Annotated in this window: 25 protein-coding genes; 13 read left to right on the forward strand and 12 right to left on the reverse strand. The window is 58.1% G+C overall.

From position 1 onward, the window contains the following. Positions 1 to 15: 15 nt before the first annotated feature. Positions 16 to 624, reverse strand: coding sequence for an HAD family hydrolase (locus ACZM8Y_RS13810; protein WP_482333740.1), 609 nt, complete (start codon positions 622 to 624; stop codon positions 16 to 18). A gap of 402 nt (positions 625 to 1,026) precedes the next feature. On the opposite strand from ACZM8Y_RS13810, the gene ACZM8Y_RS13815 reads away from it, so the two are divergent. Next, on the forward strand, positions 1,027 to 1,299 hold the full coding sequence (locus ACZM8Y_RS13815) for a hypothetical protein (RefSeq protein ID WP_479859348.1): 273 nt from the start codon (positions 1,027 to 1,029) through the stop codon (positions 1,297 to 1,299). Positions 1,300 to 1,393: 94 nt separating this feature from the next. Here ACZM8Y_RS13815 and ACZM8Y_RS13820 read toward each other — a convergent pair whose 3' ends face one another. From ACZM8Y_RS13820 to ACZM8Y_RS13830, 3 genes are all read right to left on the reverse strand, one after another. Next, complete coding sequence (locus ACZM8Y_RS13820; RefSeq protein WP_479859347.1) at positions 1,394 to 2,371, reverse strand: tripartite tricarboxylate transporter substrate binding protein; 978 nt, start codon at positions 2,369 to 2,371, stop codon at positions 1,394 to 1,396. A gap of 64 nt (positions 2,372 to 2,435) precedes the next feature. Then, positions 2,436 to 3,194 carry a GntR family transcriptional regulator gene (locus ACZM8Y_RS13825; protein WP_479859346.1) on the reverse strand — a complete coding sequence of 253 codons (759 nt, stop codon included), beginning with the start codon at positions 3,192 to 3,194 and terminating at the stop codon, positions 2,436 to 2,438. A 262-nt stretch (positions 3,195 to 3,456) separates the two neighbouring features. After that, the gene (locus tag ACZM8Y_RS13830) at positions 3,457 to 3,792 is read right to left on the reverse strand and encodes a hypothetical protein (RefSeq protein WP_482333737.1); all 336 of its coding nucleotides are present in this window, start codon (positions 3,790 to 3,792) and stop codon (positions 3,457 to 3,459) included. 619 nt (positions 3,793 to 4,411) lie between these two features. Between ACZM8Y_RS13830 and ACZM8Y_RS13835 the strand changes: the two genes are divergently transcribed. The 9 genes from ACZM8Y_RS13835 (at position 4,412) to ACZM8Y_RS13875 (ending at position 13,246) form a co-directional block, all read left to right on the forward strand. Then, positions 4,412 to 5,110, forward strand: coding sequence for a DUF554 domain-containing protein (locus ACZM8Y_RS13835; protein ID WP_302554158.1), 699 nt, complete (start codon positions 4,412 to 4,414; stop codon positions 5,108 to 5,110). A 43-nt stretch (positions 5,111 to 5,153) separates the two neighbouring features. Then, the gene (locus ACZM8Y_RS13840) at positions 5,154 to 5,414 is read left to right on the forward strand and encodes a hypothetical protein (RefSeq protein ID WP_487480186.1); all 261 of its coding nucleotides are present in this window, start codon (positions 5,154 to 5,156) and stop codon (positions 5,412 to 5,414) included. A gap of 385 nt (positions 5,415 to 5,799) precedes the next feature. Then, the gene (locus tag ACZM8Y_RS13845; protein ID WP_302554157.1) at positions 5,800 to 6,789 is read left to right on the forward strand and encodes an ABC transporter permease; all 990 of its coding nucleotides are present in this window, start codon (positions 5,800 to 5,802) and stop codon (positions 6,787 to 6,789) included. Continuing rightward, entirely contained in the window at positions 6,789 to 7,694 is a 906-nt protein-coding gene (locus ACZM8Y_RS13850) for an ABC transporter permease (RefSeq protein ID WP_482333732.1), read from the forward strand. Before ACZM8Y_RS13845 ends, ACZM8Y_RS13850 begins: the two co-directional genes overlap by 1 nt. A 54-nt stretch (positions 7,695 to 7,748) precedes the next feature. Further along, on the forward strand, positions 7,749 to 9,320 hold the full coding sequence (locus ACZM8Y_RS13855) for an ABC transporter substrate-binding protein (RefSeq protein WP_482333730.1): 1,572 nt from the start codon (positions 7,749 to 7,751) through the stop codon (positions 9,318 to 9,320). Positions 9,321 to 9,405: 85 nt separating this feature from the next. Beyond that, entirely contained in the window at positions 9,406 to 10,422 is a 1,017-nt protein-coding gene (locus tag ACZM8Y_RS13860) for an ABC transporter ATP-binding protein (RefSeq protein ID WP_482333729.1), read from the forward strand. Next, positions 10,419 to 11,315 (forward strand): ATP-binding cassette domain-containing protein, encoded by an 897-nt coding sequence (locus ACZM8Y_RS13865; RefSeq protein ID WP_482333727.1) that lies wholly within the window; start codon positions 10,419 to 10,421, stop codon positions 11,313 to 11,315. The genes ACZM8Y_RS13860 and ACZM8Y_RS13865 overlap by 4 nt, the downstream gene beginning before the upstream one ends. A gap of 754 nt (positions 11,316 to 12,069) precedes the next feature. Beyond that, positions 12,070 to 12,666: a sulfurtransferase-like selenium metabolism protein YedF gene (gene yedF / locus ACZM8Y_RS13870; RefSeq protein ID WP_337431796.1), complete on the forward strand. Its 597-nt coding sequence runs from the start codon at positions 12,070 to 12,072 to the stop codon at positions 12,664 to 12,666. A 262-nt stretch (positions 12,667 to 12,928) separates the two neighbouring features. After that, entirely contained in the window at positions 12,929 to 13,246 is a 318-nt protein-coding gene (locus ACZM8Y_RS13875) for a 7(1) septoil knot domain-containing protein (RefSeq protein WP_482334839.1), read from the forward strand. On the opposite strand, the gene ACZM8Y_RS13880 is transcribed toward ACZM8Y_RS13875, so the two are convergent. From ACZM8Y_RS13880 to ACZM8Y_RS13915, 8 genes are all read right to left on the reverse strand, one after another. Further along, on the reverse strand, positions 13,206 to 13,403 hold the full coding sequence (locus tag ACZM8Y_RS13880) for a hypothetical protein (protein ID WP_489501797.1): 198 nt from the start codon (positions 13,401 to 13,403) through the stop codon (positions 13,206 to 13,208). The genes ACZM8Y_RS13875 and ACZM8Y_RS13880 overlap by 41 nt on opposite strands. Next, on the reverse strand, positions 13,403 to 13,729 hold the full coding sequence (locus tag ACZM8Y_RS13885) for a hypothetical protein (protein ID WP_482334841.1): 327 nt from the start codon (positions 13,727 to 13,729) through the stop codon (positions 13,403 to 13,405). Before ACZM8Y_RS13885 ends, ACZM8Y_RS13880 begins: the two co-directional genes overlap by 1 nt. A 292-nt stretch (positions 13,730 to 14,021) precedes the next feature. Then, complete coding sequence (locus ACZM8Y_RS13890) at positions 14,022 to 14,945, reverse strand: NAD(P)/FAD-dependent oxidoreductase (RefSeq protein WP_308772173.1); 924 nt, start codon at positions 14,943 to 14,945, stop codon at positions 14,022 to 14,024. Between the two features lie 76 nt (positions 14,946 to 15,021). Then, the gene (locus ACZM8Y_RS13895; protein ID WP_482334289.1) at positions 15,022 to 15,156 is read right to left on the reverse strand and encodes a hypothetical protein; all 135 of its coding nucleotides are present in this window, start codon (positions 15,154 to 15,156) and stop codon (positions 15,022 to 15,024) included. 312 nt (positions 15,157 to 15,468) lie between these two features. After that, entirely contained in the window at positions 15,469 to 15,777 is a 309-nt protein-coding gene (locus ACZM8Y_RS13900) for a thioredoxin family protein (RefSeq protein ID WP_302553690.1), read from the reverse strand. Between the two features lie 156 nt (positions 15,778 to 15,933). Further along, positions 15,934 to 16,632, reverse strand: coding sequence for a Crp/Fnr family transcriptional regulator (locus ACZM8Y_RS13905; RefSeq protein WP_308771869.1), 699 nt, complete (start codon positions 16,630 to 16,632; stop codon positions 15,934 to 15,936). Positions 16,633 to 16,652: 20 nt separating this feature from the next. Next, positions 16,653 to 18,056 (reverse strand): SLC13 family permease, encoded by a 1,404-nt coding sequence (locus ACZM8Y_RS13910; protein ID WP_308771868.1) that lies wholly within the window; start codon positions 18,054 to 18,056, stop codon positions 16,653 to 16,655. 383 nt (positions 18,057 to 18,439) lie between these two features. Beyond that, a complete protein-coding gene (locus tag ACZM8Y_RS13915; protein ID WP_302553687.1) occupies positions 18,440 to 19,957 on the reverse strand; it encodes a sulfatase family protein in 1,518 nt (505 codons plus the stop codon). A gap of 901 nt (positions 19,958 to 20,858) precedes the next feature. Here ACZM8Y_RS13915 and ACZM8Y_RS13920 point away from each other — a divergent pair. The 3 genes from ACZM8Y_RS13920 to ACZM8Y_RS13930 all read left to right on the forward strand — a co-directional run. After that, positions 20,859 to 21,155 (forward strand): hypothetical protein, encoded by a 297-nt coding sequence (locus tag ACZM8Y_RS13920; RefSeq protein ID WP_482334285.1) that lies wholly within the window; start codon positions 20,859 to 20,861, stop codon positions 21,153 to 21,155. 921 nt (positions 21,156 to 22,076) lie between these two features. Further along, complete coding sequence (locus ACZM8Y_RS13925; protein WP_482334283.1) at positions 22,077 to 22,490, forward strand: hypothetical protein; 414 nt, start codon at positions 22,077 to 22,079, stop codon at positions 22,488 to 22,490. A 445-nt stretch (positions 22,491 to 22,935) separates the two neighbouring features. Beyond that, positions 22,936 to 23,119: hypothetical protein (locus ACZM8Y_RS13930; RefSeq protein ID WP_489501799.1), on the forward strand; the 184-nt coding region annotated here is incomplete at its 3' end.

Genomic DNA, 23,119 nt, shown 5'->3' on the forward strand with positions numbered 1-23,119 from the left:
GCCTGTTCGGAAGCGTCACCCGGAGCCCCCCGAAGGCTGCGCAGAGCCTTTCCATGCGCTCCGGCCCGATGACGGCGGAAAACGGGGAACCCGCAACGGGCTTGCGGGGAATGTACGTGGATACCCCGCCCACGGCCCTACGCCGTGGCGCTCCATGAGCAGGGCCAGCATCCCGGCCTTGGAAAGCCGACGCCCCGGCACCGAATCGCTGCACGCGAACCCGGCCAGGTACGGCAGGAGGCCCCGCACGTCGAGCAGACGGCGGGTTACGTCCTCCGGCTTGTTGGTAGCCACAAACAGCCGGCAGCCCCGTCCCGACAGCCGCTCGAACAGCGGCGGTATGCCGGGGAAGGCCGGGCTTTCGTCAAAGGGGCAGGCGCGGTAGCGCGCCCGATAGATGCGGACGATGCGCCCCAGATCCGCAGGGGCCAGATCCGGGCAGATCCCGCGGATGATGTCTTCCAGCAGCGGCCCAATGCGCCCTTTGTCCAGTTCAGGCACGGCGAGCCCTTCCTCCCGCAGCACGCCGCCGAGCAGCCGCAGGATATCGGGGGCGCTGTCCACCAGCGTCCCATCCAAGTCAAAAAACCAGTCGGCGTAGCGTTCCGTTCCACATCCCGTCATGGGGCCTCCTGTGTGTTGCGGTGGGCGGCAAAACCGCCTCGGCAGAATAGACGCAGCACATTCGGAAGCGGGGAGGCAAGCGCAGGCACCAGCCAGCATATGGCCTTGCTTCTTATGTATCCCGTTGGCGGTTGTCAATCGCCGTCCGGCGGAAGGGAGGCTGAGGGGTACCTCCCGGCGGCGAAGGGCAAAACGCATTGGGGAAGGGAGGAAAACTGCCGCTGAAGAGGCCCCCCTTCCCTAAATTGCCAGTACGGAACCCTCTGCTTTCCAAAGCGTCTTGCGTTCACTGCCCCTGACCGCAAACCGCCCCTGAAAAACACTGTCTGGAGCGGCATGGCTTCAGAACCGAACGCCCGAAACGCCACTTGAAAAACATAGGTGCGCCATAGGAAACGGTTGATGCTTTATCTCTTGAAATTCCAAAGAATAAAACGTCCCAATCATGGGGCCCATCAGCGAAAAAACTTGATAAAAATCTATATTTTCAATATATTACAAAATAGGCTCTGTCATGGCACATGGTTGTTTTGTCTCGGCAATATGCTGAAAAATATATGCTTTTTCTCCAATTTTCCGCTGGCGGGCTCCATGACTGGGGATTTTATTGGTTATCCATTTGGAATTTCAAGAGATAAAGCATCAACCGTTTCCTATGACACAGCCAAAAAATAAATCAACCACATGCTATGACAGAGCCAAAACATTACACACAAAAAAAGCCTCTCCGCCATAGACGGAAAGGCTGTTAAGGATGCGATGCAGAGGCTTACTTCTTGAGCCGCTGGGTATAATGCAGGCCCATAGACATGGACAGATCCCGATAAAAATCAAACTCGGACTGGAGGAAGGCATCGGCCTCGCTTGGGGGCAGCCAAGCGAGAATCTCGTAATTCTCCTCGGCGGACTTCTTCATGGCCGGGCTGTCCAACGCCTGCTCGGAAGCCTTGGCGAGCTTTTCCACAATGGCGTCCGGGGTATCCTTGTTCACCACGAGGACACGCCAGCTCGTCTGGGAGAAATCATAGCCGAGCTCGCGCAGGGTCGGCACATCGGGCAGCATGGCGAGGCGTTCCGGCGCAAACGTCGCCAGCGGAACAAAATCCCCGCGCTTGATATAGCGCATGATGTCCGGCGGATGGCTGATCAGCGCGTCGGTATCCCCTATCAGGCAGTCGATGGTTCCGCGCACGGGGCCGTCCGGCTGCTCCACAAGCTGCACATCCAGCTTGGCAAGATCCTTGATGAAGTGCGTCATGCCGATCTGGAGGGAGCTGGGGGCGTTGGTGATCCCGATCCGGGCCTTGCCGGGATGGGCCTTCGCGTAGGCCTTGAACTCCTCAAAGGTCTTAAAGGGCGCATTCTTGTTCGCCACGAACAGGATCGGCAGCAGGGTCGCGCGCCCCACCGCCCGGAAATCCTTGGGCGAAGCGGACGGGCCAACCATATTGGGCTTCAGAACCATGGGGCCCATCGCCGCGAAATACACGGTGTAGCCGTCGGGCCTGCCGTTGAGCGTCGCTTGCGCCGCCTTGCCCATCATGCCGTACTCGAAGACAAAGGGGACGCCCAAGAGCTTCGACATTTCCGCATTGTAGACCTTGCTCAACGCGTCATACGGTGTGGGCTCGAAGGGATGATATACGGTTACAGGGTGTTCCGGGTACTCCGCGCGGGCCATCTGGGGCACGGCGGCGCAGAAGCAGAACAGGGCAATGCAAAGTGATTGGATCTTTCTGGAAAACATAGCACTTCCTTGTTATGATCCATTTGAAGAAATTGGGGAAAAGCCCTTGCCGTGTCAGGGGGCATTACCATCTGTGGAGCGCACGCAGGGTCACAAACTTTGGATTGAAAGCCACCACGCTCTCGCACAGCAACGTATCCTGTATGCCGTAGTTCAGCTCATGCCACAGGATGATCGGCGTACCCGGAGCGAGCCCGAAAACGGAAGCGATCCCCTTTCCCGCACACCACGGAAGGAACGCCATCACCGTATGCGACAAGGTACCGCCCGACAGCAGGTTGATCATATCCGTGTAGGCCAGCCCCTGCACAAAGCCCTTTCCATTCCATGAACCGTTCGCCGTGAACACGTTGCAGGTCACAATGGCCTGCGCGCCTTCCACAAGATGCGCCGTCCGCTGGATCTTCCACGGGCGGGGGATCGTCACCCTGACCGGCAGCGTCGGATCATCCAAAAGGATATCCTCCCCACCGGGGCTCACGGGCATTTCCCGGATCGTGTTCGCCTCATACCCCGCGTCTTCGAGCATCCGACGGAGCCCACGCTCCAAATCGAACCGCATCGGCGTATCAAGCACGCTCCGGTTGACGAGATTCCCTATGCCGTGCCTTTTGGAGATGAACCCTTCACGGCAAAGGATGCTCAAGGCTTCCCGTACCGTAGCCCGGCTTACGCCCAGCAGGCGGCACAATTCTTCCTCGGAAGGAAGCCTGCGATCCGGGCCGCATTGCTTGCGGGCCAGATCGAGGATGGCCTCTTTCACTTCCACATACAGGGGTTCCCGTTGCTCCCTAACTCGTCTGACGTCTGATGCCTTTTCCATAGCTCACCCCATGCGGCCTGTCAATGTTTTCCCTCCGCACACGATACGGCGGAAAGCGGGCCATATCCTCTTCCCATTTTTACGGAAGCCTGTGTCCTAGGCCGTGTCGTCAATTATATAAGCCAATGAAATTATCAGGCTATTTTAAATTGCAAAAAAATATTTTAATAATTTCAAATAGTTATATATTAAACAACGACGACACGATCTAAAAAAATTTAATGCTTTCCTGAAGTTCCAAAGGAATAACCAACCTAATGCCTTAGCCATAGATTCCGCCAAGGGGAAAGCTGAAGAAAAACGCTGTATTCTCACCGCGCTGTGAAGATGAAACACCCCATGCTATGATAGAGCCTTGCAGAAAGGCTGCCGTGCCATCCTGCGCGGCTTTAGCTGCGCCCGTTACGTTAGCAAAGCCACCAAAGAAATAGCAAGCAGCCCCGCCGGGCCATCGGCGTATGCCGAGCCTCCTGCCTTTCAGCAAAGGCCCTTTTATGGGATGCGGCCTTTTCATCTCTGCGGCATGGCAGAAAATAAAGCCTTTTCCTCCGGCCTCCCCGTTTTCTCCGTTTTTTCTTTGGCGGCTCCATGAAGGCATGTTTCTTTCCTTTGGAACTTCAAGGAAGCAGCACCCCTTTCCTCGGACGCAGACCCAGCAAAAACAGTAGGCTCTGTCATGGGATGCGGTTGTTTCATCTCTACAGCACAGTGAAAATACAGCTTTTTCTCTAAGTCGTGTCGTCATTTTGCATGTAATTATTTGAAATGGCTCTGTCACAGCATGTGGTTGCTTCATCTCCACAGCATGCTGAAAATGCGGCTTTTTTATCAGGTTTTTCCATTGACGGAATCCACAGCTAACACATTTTGTTGGTTATCCCTTTGGAACTTCAAAGGGAAAAGTATCAACCATTTTCTATGCCACAGCCTTTGAAATCATTGAAAACAATCTTTTTGCAGTCTGAAAAATAGTTAAATAGTTTCAATATATCATACCTAATTGAGGACACAGCCTCGTTTTCCCCTTGGCTGAATCCAAGGCTAAGGCATTTTATTAATTATTCATTTGGAACTTCAAGGAAAAAACATCGACCGTTTTCTATGATACAGCCAAACAGCATTCCTCTTATTTGCCGCTTGACAATTTTTCAGAGCCATGTTTCATGGTACGCTTGAATAAAACAATCTTTTATATCATTTCAACAGGTTGAAGTATCATGATCGGACCGATTGCAGACAGTTGCGCCCTTTTCATCGGCGGGCTTGCCGGAACCCTCTTCTCCGGGTTCATCCCGAAGCGCGTCAAGGAAACCCTTCCCCTCATCTTCGGCGTGATCACGCTGTGCATGGGCTCCACCCTCGTCAACAAGGCTTCCTCGCTCCCCGTCGTGGTCATGGCCCTCATCGTGGGTTCCGTCATCGGCGAGCTGGTCTTTGCCGAGTCTTTTCTCGCCAAGTGCATCAGGGCGCTGTTCCGTCTCGCGAAAAGCAAGCACTGCGGGAATGAGGCGTATATCGTGAACATCATCACCCTTGTTTCCGCCTTTTGCTTCGGCAGCATGGGCATCTTCGGCGCGATAAACGAAGGCATCACCGGCTCCACGGACATCCTCCTCACCAAGGCCGTTCTCGATCTGTTCAGCGGCATTGTCTTCGGGACGCTTTTCGGCCTGTCGGTCAGCCTCATCGCCATACCCCAGTTCGCCATCCTCGCCCTGCTCTATGCTTCCGCCGCCTCCCTCGCCCCGTATATGACGCCGGGCATGCTCGGTGATTTTACCGCCTGCGGCGGCGTCATCTTCGTCGCCACGGGGCTGCGCATGTGCGGCATCAAAATCTTTCCCGTGATCAACATGCTGCCGTCCATGCTCATCATCATGCCGCTCTCCGCGCTGTGGGCGCGGTATGCCGTGTAGCAGCCGCACAGATCCCCATACCGCTCCATTTGCCCTCCAACGGATGGGAGGTCTGGAATCCCCCGATTGCCTGCGCAGCCATTGCGGGATCACGCATGGACACGCGCAGGTGGTGCATGGCGCACGGGCTTCTTCCTTGTTGGGGGCCGCACGTGGATATGCGCATGGGATACATGGCCTGAAGGTTATCCCCGGCACGGTAAGCGGCCTCGTGCTCTATGCGCATGGCCTGAAGGCGGGGATTGCCCCACCGCACGGGTGGGCGTGGATACGCGCATGGGGTGCATTGCCGGTTGCCGAGTAAGGAGGGCTCAGGCTCACGGCGCCGACACGCGCATGGGTACAGAGCCACGCCATCGGATAACATCAATTTGACAAAAGTAACACCTTGCCCTATACACAGGCATCGCGGCACGCTTGGGGAACCGATGCGGACGGCGGCGGGGACGCTTTCCCCGTTTTTCCTTTTCATATCAGGACGTAATCCGTTTATGGGCATGAAGGGAATCCGTCTGTACCCAGCGTGCGCTTGATGCGGGAAGCCTCTCATTGACACCGCCGGCGGCACCCGATATATCTCGTATTACATTTTTTATACGCGTAACACGCTAATCTCTATCTAAGAAAACAATGTGTTACGAAACAGGTTCGGCACAGTCCGAAGGATTGCGCTCCAAGGAAGGCAGACCATGAACGGCAGGCAGATGATGGCTTCTCTCGCACGGAAAACGCTGGTGTTCATCGCCATGATGTTTCTGTTGTCGCTGATCGTTTTCTACGTATCCCGCCTGACCCCCGGAGATCCGCTCCAATCCTTCTACGGCGACGCCATGCAGTCCATGACGACCGCCGAACTGGACGCCGCGCGGGAACGGCTGGGGCTGGACGGCCCCATATGGGGGCAATACGCCAAATGGATCGGCAACGTCATGCAGGGGGATTTCGGCATCTCCCTGAAATACAAGCGCCCCGTCCTCGACGTCGTTTCCCCGCTCATCGGCAATACGCTCATGCTCGGCGGCATCGCCTACGCGCTGGTCTTTCTGCTCGCCATCGCGCTGGCCCTTTTCTGCGCCCGGTTCGAGGACACCTTCATGGATCGGTTCGTCTGCCGCATCGGTACGGTGGCCTTCTATGTGCCCGCCTTCTGGATGGGCGTGGTGCTGGTGCTCGTTTTCAGCGTCAACCTCAAGCTCCTGCCGAGCAGCGGGGCCTACGGGATCGGGAAATCCGGCGACGTGGCCGACCGCCTGCGCCACCTCGTCCTGCCGCTCATCGTCATGGTGGCGAGCCACCTGTGGTATTACGCCTATATGATCCGCAACAAGCTGCTGGATGAAGTCCGCCGCGACTACGTGCTGCTGGCACGGGCCAAGGGGCTTGGGAAGACGCGGGTTCTGCTGAGCCACTGCCTGCGGAACGTGCTTCCCACCATCGTCAGCATCATGGCCATCTCCATCCCCCACGTCCTGAGCGGCACCTATGTGGCGGAATCCGTATTCAACTATCCGGGCATCGGCCTGCTCGCCGTATCCAGCGCCAAATACCACGACTACAACCTGCTGATGCTCATGGTGCTGATCACCGGGGCCATGGTCATGCTGAGCAGCCTCGTCGCGCAGGCCGTCAACGAAGTCATCGATCCGCGCATGAAATCTTCCGACGGGGTCGTGTGCTGATGGACGCCCCTTCCAACGACGCCTTCACCATCGTCGGGGCCGGGTACAGGACGCACAGGCCCGCCGTACGGAAAAAAGGCTTTTGGGAACGGCTGAAAGGCAAGCCCATCCTCTCCGTTGCCGTCTTTTCCGTGATCGCCCTCGGCTGCCTTTTTTCCGGCCTGATCATCAACCATGATCCCGCCGAATTCTTCCTCATGAACGTCAACGAGGCCCCCAATGCCGAATTCTGGTTCGGCACGGACTCCCTTGGGCGGGACATCTACTCGATCATCTGGTACGGCGGCAGGGCCTCCATCTCCATCGGGCTCATGAGCGCGGCGGTCATTACCTTCATCGGGGTCTTCTACGGCTGCCTGTCCGGGGCCGCTTCCGGCGTCGTGGACGGCGCCATGATGCGGGCCGTGGAACTCCTGCAAAGCGTCCCGGTTCTCCTGTCCCTGCTGCTGATCCTTTCCCTCATGGGCAAGCAGAACGAGCTCACCATTGCGCTCGTCATCGGCGTCACCGGCTGGTTCCCCCTGTCCCGCATCGTCAGGAGCGAAGTCCGGCAGATCCGCAACAGCGAGTATATCCTCGCCTCGCGCTGCATGGGGGCCGGTTTCCCTTTCATCATGCGCAAGCACCTCATCCCGAACTTCGTGTCGGCGATCATGTTCGTGGTCATCTCCAGCATCAGCACCAGCATGGCGATGGAAGCGACCCTGAGCTTCCTCGGCCTCGGCCTGCCCACCGACGTGCTCTCGTGGGGCAGCATGCTCGCGCTGGCCGACCGCGCCCTTCTCCTCAACTCGTGGTGGGTCATCCTCATCCCCGGCGTTTTCCTTGTGGTTACGCTGCTGAGCATCACCAGCATCGGCCATTACTTCCGAAAAAGAAGCAACCAAGGGCCAAGCAACCTGTAACCGCAGGTCGCCTTTTTAATAGGTAACGTACGACAATCCGAAAAGGAGCATCCCGTGAAGAGGAACGGACTGACCGCTTTGGTCTTGAAGAAGGCCCGCTGGGGCCTCATGAGCCTGGCGCTCTGCCTTGCCTGGGCGCCCGCCTACGCCGCCGACGAAATGGCGAACACCCTTGTCTACGCCGGGGAAAACGAGGACACCATCAACCCCCTGCTCAACAACCATCAGGAACTGCCCACAATCATCTTTTCCGGCCTGATGAAGTACGACGCCAAAGGCCAGCCGGTTCCCGAACTCGCCGAGAGCTTCACCTATGACAAGGGGACGCATACCTATACCTTCAAGCTGCGCGACGGCGTGAAGTGGCACGACGGCAAGCCCCTCACCGTGGATGACATCCTGTTCACCTACGGCGCGCTGACCAAGGACAAGACGCTGGCCTCATCCATCACCAGCAACTACGAGGACATCAAATCGATCACCGCGCCCGACGCCCATACCGTGGCCTTCACCTTGTCCAAGCCCAACGCCGCCATGCTGGACAACTTCACCATCGGCATCCTGCCCAAGCACCTGTTCGCGGGCAAAGACATCAACACCGCCCCCGCCAACCAGCACCCCGTGGGCACCGGGCGCTACAAGTTCGTGGAGTGGGACACCGCCGGCGGCATGATCATCCTTGAAAAGAACAAGGACTATTACGGCAAGGTGCCGAACATCGACCGGCTCGTCTACAAGACCGTCGCCGTCGAAAGCACCAAAGCCCTCATGCTCCAGTCCGGGGAGGCGGATCTCGCGTGGCTGAACGCCAAGTATGCGGACACCTTCCGGGGCAAGGACGGCTACAGGAACATCGACTTCGCCACCGCCGACTACCGCTCCGCCGCCATGGATTTCCACACCGACTTCTGGAAGCGGAACGGCGACTCCATCGGCGTGCTGAACTACGCCCTGAACAAGGAAGCCATCGCCAAAAGCGTGCTGAACGGACAAGGATTCCCCGCGTTCAGCCCCATCCAGATGAACGCCTACGGCGGCAACAAGGCCGCGGACATCTACCCCTACGATCTCAAAAAGTTCGCCGCCGAAATGGAAAAGCTCGGCTGGAAGAAGGGCAAGGACGGCATCTACGAGCGCAACGGGCAGAAGTTCTCGTTCACGATTCAGGTCCGGGACTATGAGGAAGAGCGCGTGGACATCGCCAAGGTCATCGCCAACGAGCTGAAGAAAGCCGGTGTCGACATGCAGATCGTCCTCGTCACCAAGTTTGACTGGAAGGCCGGGTATAACGGGTTCCTCGCCGGGTTCGCCGCCGAATTCGACCCGGACGGCGTCTACAAGGACTTCGTCACCGGGGCCAGCGACAACACGATGGCCTATTCCAACCCCAAGGTTGACGAGCTGCTGAAAAAGGGCCGCGCCACCGAAGATCCGGCCCAGCGCAAGGCCATCTACGCCCAGTTTGAGGAAGCCTATGCCGAACGCCCCGGACACCTGCTGTTCGCGTACCTGAACGGCAACTACGTGAGTATCGCCGGGCTGGAAGGGCTTGATGCCACGCGCGTTCTCGGCCACCATGCCGTGGGCGTCATGTGGAACATCGAAGACTGGACGCTGAACCGTTGACCGCACGCGGCAGGGCCGTCCGGGACATCCGGGCGGCCCCGGCCGCCTTTTCAGGGCACCGACTTTGTAGAGCACCGGGGAAGACATGGATACCGTATTGGAGCTGGAAAACGTTTCCGTTCACTTCGACACGCCCGACGGAACCGTTCAGGCCGTCCGGGACGTTTCGCTGTCCCTCAAAAGCGGCGAAACGCTCGCCATCGTGGGCGAATCAGGATGCGGCAAGTCCGTCTTGTGCAAATCGGTCATGAAGCTCCTGCCCGGCAATGCCCGGATCAGCGGCAAAATGCTCATCGACGGCAAAGACATTGCCCCCTATACCGAAAAGCAGATGCGGACGCTGCGCGGTTCCCTGTTTTCCATGCTGTTCCAAGACCCCATGACCACCCTGAACCCCACGATCCCCATCGGGAAGCAGATCACGGAAGCCGTGCTGAAGCACCGCAGGATGAGCCGGGAAGACGCGCAAAAGCTGGCCGTGGACATGCTCCACCGCGTGGGCATCGACGATCCGGCCCAACGGATGCTCCTCCAGCCGCACTATTTTTCCGGGGGGATGCGCCAGCGGTGCGTGCTTGCCATCGCGCTGGCCCTGAACCCGCGCATCCTCTTCGCCGACGAGCCCACTACGGCGCTTGATGTGACCGTGCAGGCGCAGATGCTCGACCTGCTGCGCGACATCCAGCGCAAGACCGGCATCGGCATCGTGCTGGTTTCGCACGATCTGGGCGTGGTCGCCCGCGTCGCGGATCGGGTCGCCGTGATGTACGCCGGGAAGATCGTCGAGATCGGAACCGCCGAGGACATCTTTTACGACCCGCGCCACCCGTACACATGGGGGCTGTTGGGCGCCCTTCCCTCCCAAGCTGTGGAAAACGGGGAACTTAAGGGGATTCCGGGCATGCCGCCGACGCTCCTTAATCCGCCTCCGGGGGACGCCTTCGCCGAACGCAACCGGTACGCCATGAAAATCGACTACGAGCGGATGCCCCCAATGTTCCGCATTTCCGAAACCCACAGCGCCGCAACATGGCTTTTGGATGAAAGGGCGCCCGCGGTCACGCCTCCCGTCACCATCAAACGCCGTGGTATGATCCATTGAAAAATCCGGTTCTTTTATCCGTCAGGAATTACAAGCAGCATTTCCCCATCAACAAGTCCCTGACGGTGCGCGCCGTCAACGGGATTTCCTTCGACCTGCGCAGGGGGGAAATCTTCGGGCTGGTCGGGGAATCCGGCTGCGGCAAATCGACGGTGGCGCGCGCCATCATGGGCATTTATACCCCGACGGAAGGCGAGATTTACTTCAAGGGCTTCCTGATCTCGGAAAAGCGCTCCTACCGGGAGCACAAGAAAGATATCCAGCGCAACATGCAGGTCATCTTTCAAGACTCCGCGGCGGCCCTGAACCCTCGCATGAAGGTCGCCGACATCATTGCGGAACCCTTGGTCATCAATCGCCTGTATCCAGATAAGGGCCGGATGCGGGCCGAAGTGGACAAGCTGCTTACGCTTGTCGGGCTGGACACCAGCTACGACAACAAGTTCCCCGCCGAGATCTCCGGTGGGCAGCGCCAGCGCGTCGCCATCGCCCGCAGCATAGCCGTCAACCCCGAACTGATCGTTGCCGACGAGCCCGTCGCGTCGCTCGACGTTTCCATACAGGCGCAGATCGTCTCCCTCTTCCAGCACTTGCAGCGGCAGCACGGCTTCACGTTCCTGTTCATCGCGCACGACCTGTCGATGGTCCGTTACCTCTGCGACCGCGTGGGCGTCATGTACGAGGGCAAGCTGGTGGAGCTCGCCCCGGCGAAAGAACTTTTTGGGAACCCCCTGCATCCCTATACCCGTGCGCTGCTTTCCGCCATCCCCGTGCCTGACCCTGTTTACGAACGCTCAAAAACGATCATTCCCTACACGCATGAAACGGCGGATCTGAGCGGGGCATGGCGTGAAGTCCTGCCGGAACATTTCCTGCTCACCCGAAACGGATAAGGCCCATCGCGGACGGATTTTTCCACCAACCCGAAGCGGGCAAAGCCGCATCACGTAACTATTTGGTATTCTGCCCCCGGAAGGGGGTAAGGCCCATCATGGGAGGATTCCCTCCCCGAGGCGAATAACGCAATATCGCGCAACTATTGGTTATCCTGCCAACCCGGATGAAGTAAGGCCGCAAATACCGGATGTTTGAACATCCTGCCCAGCCGAAACAGGTAAGACCCATTGCGGACAGATTTTCCACCCACCCGAAGCGGACAAAACCGCATCACGTAACTATTTGGTATTCTGCCCCCGGAAGGGGGTAAGGCCCATCATGGGAGGATTCCCTCCCCGAAGCGGGTAACGCAATATCGCGCAACTATTGGTTATCCAGCCCACCAGGATGAAGTAAGGCCGCAAATACCGGATGATTGAACATCCTGCCCAGCCGAAACGGGTAAGCCCCATTGCGGACGGATTTTCCACCCACCCGGAGCGGCAAAGCCGCATACTGGAGGATTTGGCATTCCATCACCCGTTCCTTCAGGCAGCATTTTCTTACGGACGGCGGCCGTTTCATGAAAAAAAGCCCTGTCATGGCGTGCGGCTGTTTTATGTTTGTATTATACTGAAAATATAGATTTTTTCTTGAATTTTCCGCCGGCAGACTTCATGGCTGAAGCATGTTATTGATTATGCCTTTGGAACTTCAAGAAAGCATCAACCCATTCCTATGGCACAGCCAAAAACCAAAAAGGATAGACACATGACCAAGGAATTGAACTGCTGCGGACTGGCCTGCCCCGAACCCGTCATTCGTTGCCGCAGGCTGCTGGAAGAAGAAAAGCCCGCTTCGCTGCGCGTGCTTGTGGACAATACGGCGGCTTCGGAGAATGTGGGCCGTTTTCTTGGCAGGAGCGGCTATTCCGTGGACGTGCGGCAAGAGGGGGCCTCCTTGTGGGCCGTTTCCGCCACAGTATGCGGATGCCGCGTCACCGAGCCGGAACCCGCCGCCCCCCTCATGCCCGGCAAGACGCTGGTGCTCATCACCACCGAAACCTTCGGGCGCGGGGATGATGAACTTGGCGAAAAACTGATGGGGAACTTCCTGTCCACCCTGACCGAGCTGGGTGAAAGCCTGTGGCGCGTCATCCTGCTGAACGGCGGCGTGAAGCTTGCCGCCGCCCCCGGCAAATCGCTGGACAGCCTGAAGGCCCTTGAAAGCGCAGGGACGGACATCCTCGTCTGCGGAACCTGCCTTGATTTCTACGGCCTCCTTGAGGCGAAGCAGGTCGGGCAGACCACCAATATGCTGGATGTCGTGACCAGCCTCGCGCTGGCCGACAAGGTCATCCGCCCGTAACCCCTTTCCTTTTTCCGGTGGACGGCTTCAAGCCCCGTTTCCGGCGAACACGGCGGTACGCCAAGGATCCCCCTCCCATCACAAACCGGGAGGGGGGCATATCCCCCGATACCCGGCTGCCGCACAGACGCCCATCGGTTCCGCAGCAGCCTACTCCAAGATGGCCCGGATCGGGGCCATATTCGGCTTTCTTGGATTCCCGCTGCATGGGGCTGTCCTCGAGACGATGCCGCCCAATAATACGGCCTGCTAAGGATATGTCATGCGGTACCTTCTCTTGAGCCTGATTGCAGCCTGCCTTTGCAGTCAGGCGAATGCCCAAAGTGCCGTTGACAGCCAATGTACGGCAAAGGGCATAAAGCTCTACGGCAAAGTCCAAGTCGTGGATGCCCTTGCCGACATTACTGTACAACGGGTTTCCACGCTTGCGGATCTCAAAGTCAAGGCAGTGGACGCCTTCCCCTACAACTGCGGAGAATGGGAATGGGTGGACAGCTTACCGGATTTTACCGTTCAATTCGTGGATGCGCTTCCCGATATTACCATTGAATTTGTAGATGCTTTTCCGGGGCGCCCATAATTTCCCGTACACAGCCCGTTGCCGCAGCCCGCTCTGCCCCGGCTGGGCAGCTCCCTTGCCTGCCGGAGGGGATGCGTACCCGGCGTTTCATGATGACGATGACGCCGATGCCGCCTTCGTCGACCGCGGCGGATGGGATGCGCACCCAGCGCTCCATCAACCTGCCTCCGCCAGCAAAAGCTCCTGAACGGATGGGGAGATGCCCCAGTGTCCCATGATACCGAGGCCAAGGGCGGACATAGTATATGGGCATGGTTTTGAAACAGTTCTGAAAGGCTGTGCCATAGGAAATGGTTGATGCTTTTTTCCTTGAAGTTGCAAAGAAATAACCAACAAAATTCCTCTGTTATGGATTCCGCCAAGGGGAAATTTGGAGAAAAAAGCTGCATTTCCACCGTGCTGTGGAGATAAGACAACCACATGCTTATGACAGAGCCTTTCCTTAAAGTTCCAAAGGAACAGCCTGCAAAATGCCTTAGCCATAGATTCCGCCAACGGAAAAACTAGATAAAAAGCCGTATTTTCACCGTACTGTAGAGATAAACCACATCCTATGGCAGAGCCTATTGCGTAACGACACCAATCAGCCCTTGGCATAGGGGCTCCCCCAAAAACAACTATCCGGTCATTTGTTGTTTCCCATAAAAAAAGACGGGGCACTTACCCCGTCTTCGTCCCCCTGAAGGAACGTCTCTCCCCGCCGTCCGCTCATGCGGACGACATGGCGGGGGAGGATGCCTTTCCCCAAACATCCTCCCCGGCGCCATACATAACCCTATTTCTTGCGGCTGCGCAACCAACGCTCGGCGGCAAGCGCGGCGACGGTGCCGTCGCTGACCGCCGTGGTGATCTGGCGGAACGGCTTGCGGTTGATGTCCCCCGCGCCGAATACGCCGGGAATATTGGTGGACATATCCTCCCCCGCAAGGATGTAGCCCTTGTCATCGAGGGCGATCGCATCCTTGAACCACTCGTTGTTCGGGGACTGGCCGAGGAAGACGAAAATCCCGTCCACGGGCAGCGCGGTGCGTTCGCCGGTCTGCACGTTTTCGAGGATGGCGGCGGACAGCCTGCCGTCCGTGACTTCCACATCCACGACTCTGGTCGTCTTGAAGCCCTTCACGCGGGGATCGCCGAGCAGGGCGTCCTGCGTGGCCTCCGCCGCGAAGAAGCGATCCATGACTTCCACCACGGTCAGCTCGGCGACGCCGAGATTCAGGAGGTACAAGCCCTCGTCGAAGGCGCTGTTCCCGCCGCCGACCACGAGCACGCGCTTGCCCTTGTACGGAGCGCCGTCGCAGATCGCGCAGAAATGCATCTGATCGCATTCGGTGGGCACGTCCAGCGCAATGGGCTTGCGGCCCGTCGCCAGAATGATCGCCGGGGCCTTGTAAACGATGCCGTCCCCATGCACGGCTTTCTCGTCTTCGCCAAGCTCAAGGCCGGTGACTTCAAACACTTCCTCGACTTCCACGCCCATGTGATCCACGTGTTCGCGCATCTTTTCCATGAGTTCCATGCCGTGGATCTCAGGGTAGGAGGGAAAATTCTCCACCGTATACGTCGAATTCACCAGCCCGCCCGTCACATTCGTTTCGAGGAGCACCACATCGAGGTTTGCGCGTTTCGCGTAGATCGCCGCCGTCATCCCGGCAGGCCCTCCGCCCAGTACGATGATGTCACAAGTACGTTCTTCCATTGCAAGCTCCTGATGGAAACTCCTGATTTGCCGGGTGAAAGGCCCCTTACAAAAGCCTCCTTTCCCGGCCCCCACCTCAAAATGTTTCGGCTGGTGGGAAGATGACGCCGCGGCTTTCCCGCATGGGAACCGCCGCCTTTTCCAAGACAAACGACGCGACGACCGGCCCCGCCTTTGCCCATGCCTTGCCGCCGAAGGGGGTTCGGCTCACGCAATCATTGGCAAAAACAAAAGGCTGTGTCCTAAAAAATAGTTGATGCTTTTTTCTTGAAGTTCCAAATGATTAACCGAAAAAAAGCCCTAGCCCTGTATTCCGTCAAGAGGAAAACCGGAGAAAAAGGCCGTATTTTCACCGCATTGTGGAGATGAAGCGACCTCATACTATGACAGAGCCAAACAGAAAAGCATTGAAGCCTTCATCGTGACGGATGCAGGATAAGGGAAAAAGACAATATGAAGGGAAGGGGAACGCGCATCAGCGCACCGTTCTTGAAAAAAACGCCCCCTTCCCCCATTCGGCAACTTAGGCCTTCTCGAAGAACGCGGCCATTTCGCGGGGGTTCATGAGGCCGACCTTGGAAGCCTTGACCTCACCGCCCTTGATGACGAAAACCGTCGGCGGGCGTTCGGCGCCGAGCGCGGCGGCAGCGGCGGCGTTTTCTTCAATATCGATGCCGTACAGCGCGATGCCGGGTTTGGCGGCCCCGAACTTCTCAAGCACCTTCTCCATGTTCTTGCAATGCGGGCACAGCTTCTTGAAGAACAGCAGCACGCCCTTTTCCGTCGCGGCAAGGCGATCCTTGTAGTCGGCTTCGGTGATGATCTCGATCATAATGTCACTCCAATGGGTTTCATGCGGTTCTCGCGTCACGAAAGGGGATTCCCCTCCGTGCCGCCTCCCTTCCTCGAAAAGGTGTGGGAAGGCGGTATATCCAAGGAGGGGGGAACCATGTGGATACTCTCCGAAAGTTCCCTCCCCCCGGTTGTCCTATTTTCCCCCCTCGCTCGGATTGCACAGCTCCGCAAGGGCTTCGCGGTCGAGGATCTCAAGGGAACACCGGGTAAAGTGCCCCAGAACGCCCCGATCGCGCAGGGTTCGGATAATGCGGCATACCGTGCTCCGATGCAAGCCGAGCACGAGGGCCAGCTCGGACTGCGACACGCCGGGATTGACCACACGGGTCCGGCGCTCCTCGGCCAGCCGGTGCAGATACCGGCATACCTGCGTCTGCGGGTCCAGCTCGACGCTTTCGGTTATCTGGCTGTAAAAGGCCCCGGCCTTGGCTCCGAGCGAGTGGACCAGATTGCTCATCAGCGCCGGATAGTGCCGCACAAATTCGGCGTCGTCCAGCAGAGTCCGGGGGAAATTATAGACTTCACAGGGTTCCAGCGCCACCAACGATGCAGGATGCAGAGGGGAAACATGCAGCAGCACGACTTCGCGGAAGAGGCACCCCGATTCAATATAGAGCACGATGCGCTCCTTGCCCGTTTCGGAAAGGTTCAGGAGCCGCACCCTGCCCTTCTCCAAAAACGAGAAGGTGGAGGTTTCGGGATCGTCTTCCCATTGGTAGGACTTGCCCACCATCTGGCGCTGGCCCAGATGCAGGACCGAACGCCAAGGGCTGTTGAGATCCCGGATACGGAATACCGGGCCTTCCTGCCTGCAAAAGCCGAACCGGTTCATGTTCGCTCCTTTTCCCCTCCCTACAGGCTCATCATGGGCCAGATGAAGGCGGCGACGAAGGCCACGATCAGGCTGGCCAAAACCATGCGCACCGTCATGATGCCTATCAGGTAACGGACGCGGACGTATCCGGTCGCGAACATGATCAGGGCCGGGGCCAGCTCATACGGCAGGAAGAACTGGTCAAGCCCGTACAGGAAGCTGTAGAGGATGGGCTTGATCCCAAGGTTCAGCGAATTGGCGATTTCGGCCATGGGCACGCTCAGGGACGTGGCCGCCGCAACGGGCGTCAGCACGAGGTTGGCGACGACGCCCACCCAATAGGCGAACATGGATGAACCGGCGTTGCTGTCGATCTGCTGGAGGTAGGGCACCAGCTTCGCGGCCAGCCATGCGGGGATGCCGAGGTTCCCCGCCACGATGCCGATGGCCATACAGCCCGCGATAAAAAACAGGATGGGGAACTGCACCTTCTTGAGATCGCCGGCTTCCATCAGGCTGAAGACGGGGGTGAACCCAAGCAGGACTATGCTGCAGAAGGCAAAGTAGCCGGGGATGCCGTGCCACGGCTCGCTGATGAAGGCCGCCAGCGCGAGCAGGGCCAGAACGAGGGTCTTCTTCTCATCGCGGCCCATCTTGCCGAGGGCGACGAGTTCGGCTTCGGCGCAGGCGCGGCAGCGGGAAATGTGCTCGCCGAGCTCACGCCCGCCGAAAAGGTGCAGGATGGTATAGGCCAGCAGTGCGTGCCCGATCTGGTAAGGCAGGTTTTCGCTGTAGAAGCCCAGCCATGTGAACGGGACGCCCATGTCCTTGACCATGAGCAGGCCGATGATGCCCGTGTTGTTGGGCAGGTAGGCCGCCGAAGAAATGGTCGCGCCGAAGAAGGCGGCAAGGACGATGGTGGTCGCGGAACGGGAAGTCACGGACAGATTGAGGCTCTGGCACATGCCGGTGGCGATGGCCATGAACAGGATGTCGACCGTGATGACGTCGGGGATGATCGCGCTGACGAGGAATCCGGCAAGCAGGAACGCGATGTACATGCGGATGGGGGTAGTCCCCACGCGGCTGATGGTGAACAGGGCGATGCGGTTGGCGAGGCGCGTCTTTTCCATGAGCACGCCGATGAGCATGCCGCACATGCACAGCCACGGGATGGGGGTCGTCCAGCCGACGAAAGCCACATCCGGGGCGGCGATGCCCGTCAGGATGTAGTACATCAGGAGCAGGACGGCGGTGACGAAGTTCGGCAGCAGGTCAAAGGCGAACATGCCGATCGCCGTGATCGTCCCGAACCAGTAGAGGTTCACTTTCGGCGTGCTCGGGTCATAAAAGCACCAAGCCACAAAGAGGCCGCCGAGCAGGCTCGTCAGCCAGCCTATCCACTTTCCGGACAGCTTGTTGGTCGCAACGGCAGTTGTCATATGCGCTCCGCGCAGGGTGTGGAAAAAGAGATTGAATCACCGGAGGGAAAAGGCGCAACGCCCAAACGTCCGCAACGCATCCTGGCCTTCGGCTCCCGACTTCCCCGGCCGGGAAAGAAGGGCTGTCTCGCTTCAACTGGAGGAATCGGGAAAAGCCTTATCCCGCTGATGTCCGCAACAACATCGCATAACCCGCGTTTCGGCTCCCGAAAAAGAGAAGGGGAAGCGGGCCTTGCCGAAGCCCTGGGGGAACCCGCCGCGGCCCGGCGGAACGCCTTCCGCCCTCCCCGCCAATCAAAAGCCTTGGGGGGAGGTTGGGGAAGGGCGCGGCCTTTCTCCAAAAAGGTTCGCCCATTCCCCCATTTTTCCCATCTTCCCTTGCCTCAGCTCGTGCGGATTTCTCCGATGACGAGCTTGAGCTGCTGGAGCATCTCGCGGGCCTTGTCGGGGTTCTGCTCCGCGATGTTGTTGAGCTGGAAGGGGTCGGCCCTGCGGTCGTACAATTCGTCATGATCGGGCACCTGCACCTTCGCGCCAGCCGTGCAGGTCCACATTTCTTCCTTCATTTCGGTGCCGGAACCGGCGATGCAGTCCACGCTGTCCTTCACGTCCTCGCTCACCAGCCAGTGCACGTAGGAGTAATCCTCGGTGATGAGTGACCACGACATGCCGTAGTACCCGGCGATGGCGCAGTCGCGCACGGTGTCGGTCTCGCCGCGCATCACGGGCAGGAGGCTGATGCCCTGCATTTCCGAGGTGTCGTAGGTCGGGAAGCCGAAATCGCTCGCCTTCTGCGGCGTGCCGAGCTCTCCGAGCGCGTCCATGATGGTCGCGGTCACGTCCACGTTCTGCACGAAACTCTTGATGCGCCTGCCGCCTTCGATGCCGGGGACGTGCATGATCAACGGCACGTGCACGAGCTCCTCATAAGGCCACGGGCGGCACTTGCGCATGATGCCGTGGCCGTGCTCGCCCTCGCCCATCGGCTGGCCGTGGTCGGACATCAGCACGATGAGGGTTTCGTCCCAAAGCCCCTGAGCGCGGATGGAGTCGAGCAGTTCGCCCACCCACTTGTCCACCTGCGTGATCTTCTCCATGTACAAGGCGCGGATGTGCTCGCATTCGCGCTCCGTAATGCGGCCTTTGACGGGCGTCCACGGCGCGAGCACCAGCGGGTTGCCGACGTATTCGGGATCATAGGGGCAGGGTTCGCCCTTCCATACGGATTCCGGGTCCCAAGGCTCATGCGGATCGAAGGAATCCACCCACAGCAGGAAGGGGCGGGTCTTGTCGCGGCGGTTGGACAGCCAGTTCTGGGCATCCGTCATGACGCGGGAAACATAGCTGTCTTCGGGCTTGCGGAACTGCTGCTGGCGCAGGAAGCAGCCGATTTCGTCAAGGAGCTGCGTGCTGTCGTCATCGATGATTTCCCCCTTTTCGTTGAAAACCATCGTGGGGGAGGTATAGTCTTCCGGCTTCAGCGCGGGATCCAGCGGCACATCGGCAAAGCTGGTATGGTCAAGCTCCTGGCCGGGGTTGAAGCTCACGAAGTCAAAACCGCGCGAATAGCCGTATTTGGGCAGGCGCATGGGCGGGGTGTCGTAGACGAGGGCCGTCTGCATGTTTTTGCCCCACATGATGTCGGCGACGGTGGTGTCGTCAGGGGCAAGAGGCTGCCAGCCGCCGTAAGGCAGCGTGAAGCGGCCCGTCATCAGGGCGCGGCGCACGGGCACGGTGGGCAGGCCTTCGCTGTAGGCGTTTTCAAAGAGGAAGCCCTGACGGGCGAGGCGATCGATATTGGGGGTCTTCACAACCTTGTTGCCGTAGCAGCCGAGATAGTTGAACTGCAGCGTGTCGAGCATGATCAGCACGACGTTCTTGATCTTGCGGTCTTCTTTCATGGCGGTTCCTTCCGTAGAGAGGGTTGGAGGGTCGCTGCGCGACCTTGTTCTTGCATTCACAATACGGATTCCAAGGACATTTTCTGTCTCACAAAAGACACTTTTCACCTTTTCCGTTTTTTTCACGGAAACGACGGAGGAAGCGAAAAGCCGGAATAACGTTGATTATAAGGTATAATGCATTACGTCTATTAGCTTTTTTATGATAAAAGAAAGGAACGCCACAATTGAGTGAAAATCCTTGAGGCTTAAAAAATTTGGTTGGAATGGGGGCATCCGGAGGGGATCTTTTCTTCACATGGGAAAAGGATGAAGCAATTTACTGAGATACTGGTACGGCATTCAGGAGCGGGGAACGAAAAGGGCGGCCCTGCCCCAGCAGGAACCGCCCCTTCCGGCCGGACGCATTGCCCAGCCCGCCCCATACGCGGAAGCCCTCCCCCTTGCTTTGCCCGGCGGAAAAGCCGTTTCCATCGTGCCGCCCCCCCAAAAAGAACCCGGAACCCCGTACAGAGAACGCGTATCCATAGGGCAAGCGCCGTCCTCGGCGAGCAAGCGGGCAGCCCTTCCGAGCCTAGACGGGGACAGGGGCTGCGGGCGTTTTAACGCGCCGGGGTTACCCACGATTGAAGCTCATGTTGGCCTTGCTGGGCTTGACGATGCAGCCAATGTCACTGGTGCGGCATATAAGGGGGCACGAACTGGAGAAGACGGCGGTTTTGGCAGCCTTGGTGGACGCGGAATGCCCTTTTTAGCGCAGCACGTTGTTCTCCAGTCTATGGGAGATCCACCACAGCCATACCGCCGGGCATTGATGTTCCAACGGCGCTCTATCTTGGCTTGCACGCATGTTTTTTGATCCCGGTTTCCGCCTTTCCGGGCTTGGGGGCCCGGACAGACCGTGGATACTGGCCGGGAAGCCGGAAGCTGGCAACAGGATGCTGTTGAAACGGGAATAACATCCATGTATTGCGAGCCGATGGGAGGCTATGGTGATAACTACCCCGCCACGATTGCCCTAGGGGGCAACGTTTATCTCCATGATACTGGCTACGTAGACAGCATTACGCTCTACATGGCAGATATTGGTACATCAGTAGCTCACTATAGATACTTTATTAACCAGAGTCAGGCACCAGAAACACGGCCCGCAAATATCACTCAGCCTTCCATCATCTATCTCGGTATTCCTTCTTGAGTTTTTGTGATGAACTGCGCCTTTCCGAGCTTGGACGCTTGGGCGGGCCGGAGGACTGGGACTTGCCAAAGTGATGCAATACGAAACATCACGGGGTCTGTATGTTTTGGTTTTAACTCTACATAAGGGGCGGCTATGAATGGAGCTTTTTATGCCACAATGTTTGATTCGACATGAAATAACCTCGCGGGCGGAAACTTGAAAGGATACGGCTCAGATATGGATGCCTCACGTGCTTCCCACCTCCGATGGAAACCATCCGGTCAATGCAAGCCTTCCCGCGTGTATATATCTAGACATCTCTACTTGAGTTTTTAGGTTAGTGTCAGCCTTTCCGAAATGGGGCATGGAGTGGTGAGAGCCCGGAAGCTGGCGGAACGAAGACATCCGAGCGCACTGCCAGCGATCCCGCGCATGACACTCAGGCCAACTACGGCGGGGGGATGCTGAGGGGGAAAGGTGATGCAAATGGAGACGTTCCTACACCCTACTGGGGCGGGACGGAAACGCGATCGGTCAACAGAGATCTACCCGCAGCCTTATGTCTCGGCAAATTTATATGGCTTTTGCCGATGCCCCTCGCCTCTCCGAGGGGCGGCCCCGCTGTTCCCCGCCCGAAGGGACATCCCCAACTGGCCGCTGTGCGGTTCCGACGGCCACAACGCTGTCCCCCGCCCAAAGGACATCACCCTACGCAACGGGAACGGTTTTGGAATAATTTCTAATACAAAAAAACAACTCCGCTTGATGGATGCCACCCGTAAGTGTATCCTCTGTTGCCGGATGCCGTATCGGATTTTCCAGCCTTTGATACGGTGTGGGCGGATTTTCCTGTAGATATGGAAGGAGCCGGTTTTCTTGCCGCTTTGATACGGCGCATGGCGGATATTCCCGGCAGAGGGGTTCCAGCATTGCCGGACGATGAAAAGCCTTGATGAAGCCTTCCCCGGCATGTGGGGCATCCTTGGCGGCCTTGACGTTGCTGATCCCGGCTTGAAGCTCTCCGGCATGCGGGGCACCTCCCCGCCTGTGGAGCCCGCTTCTTCAAAGAGTTTGGGCGGTCATTTGTGGGCTGGCATCCCCCCTGCCCGCGGAGCCCGCTTCCGCCCTGTCGAGCAGCGGCGGCACGATCCGGGGCATCCGCCCGCCTACGGAGCGCCGCGCCCGGCGGTGCATGCTTTGCCCTCGGATGGCGTCGCCGCACACCTACGGAACACCGCGCCCGGCGATCTTCCCCGGCATGCGGGGCATCCCATGCTGCAAAAGCCGCTTGCCGCCGGCTGCGCATTCAGGGTATCCCGTGCGTCCGCTGGGTATGTTTGTTACTGTAGTTGAGGGAATAGAAAATCGTGGGGTATCCCGTGCGTCCGCTGGACATGCTGGCCTTGTGGCGGATCTTCCCCGGCATACGGGGGTATCTGCTGGCGACCGGCGGATCGCTCCTTGAGATTATAAACCTGCCGCTGTAGTTTTTAGTATCTGCTGGCGACCGGCGGATCGCTCACCGCCACGAGATATTCCCCGGCATACGTTGGTGGGTATCCCTATGAAATAGATGATAATACGCATGATTTTCAGAACTTTCCCTGCATACGGGGGTATCCTACAGATGAGTGCTCGTTTAGTTTGAATGGGATATTATCCCCTGCATACGGGGGGATCCGGCACATCTGGGGGGCTTCCGCACACGTAGGATCTTCCCCGGCATGCAGGGGTATCCTGTGCTTGAAGGGACGCGTATTTTTACCAAAGGCTGTGTTATAGAAGGCTGTGTTTAAGTTTGTGGTTGATACAAGATTCCAACTGGAAAGGAAGAGCTCTTTGGAGATTATCTGGAGGTCTCGCAACAATTCTTCAAAACTGGATTTCATATAATGAACAAAAAATGAGAGAGGCCCACATCACCAGACGTGAAACGAGCTTTTATCTATTCATGATTTTCATTGAAAAAATCAGCAACCGTA

Source organism: Bilophila sp. (assembly GCF_057864385.1).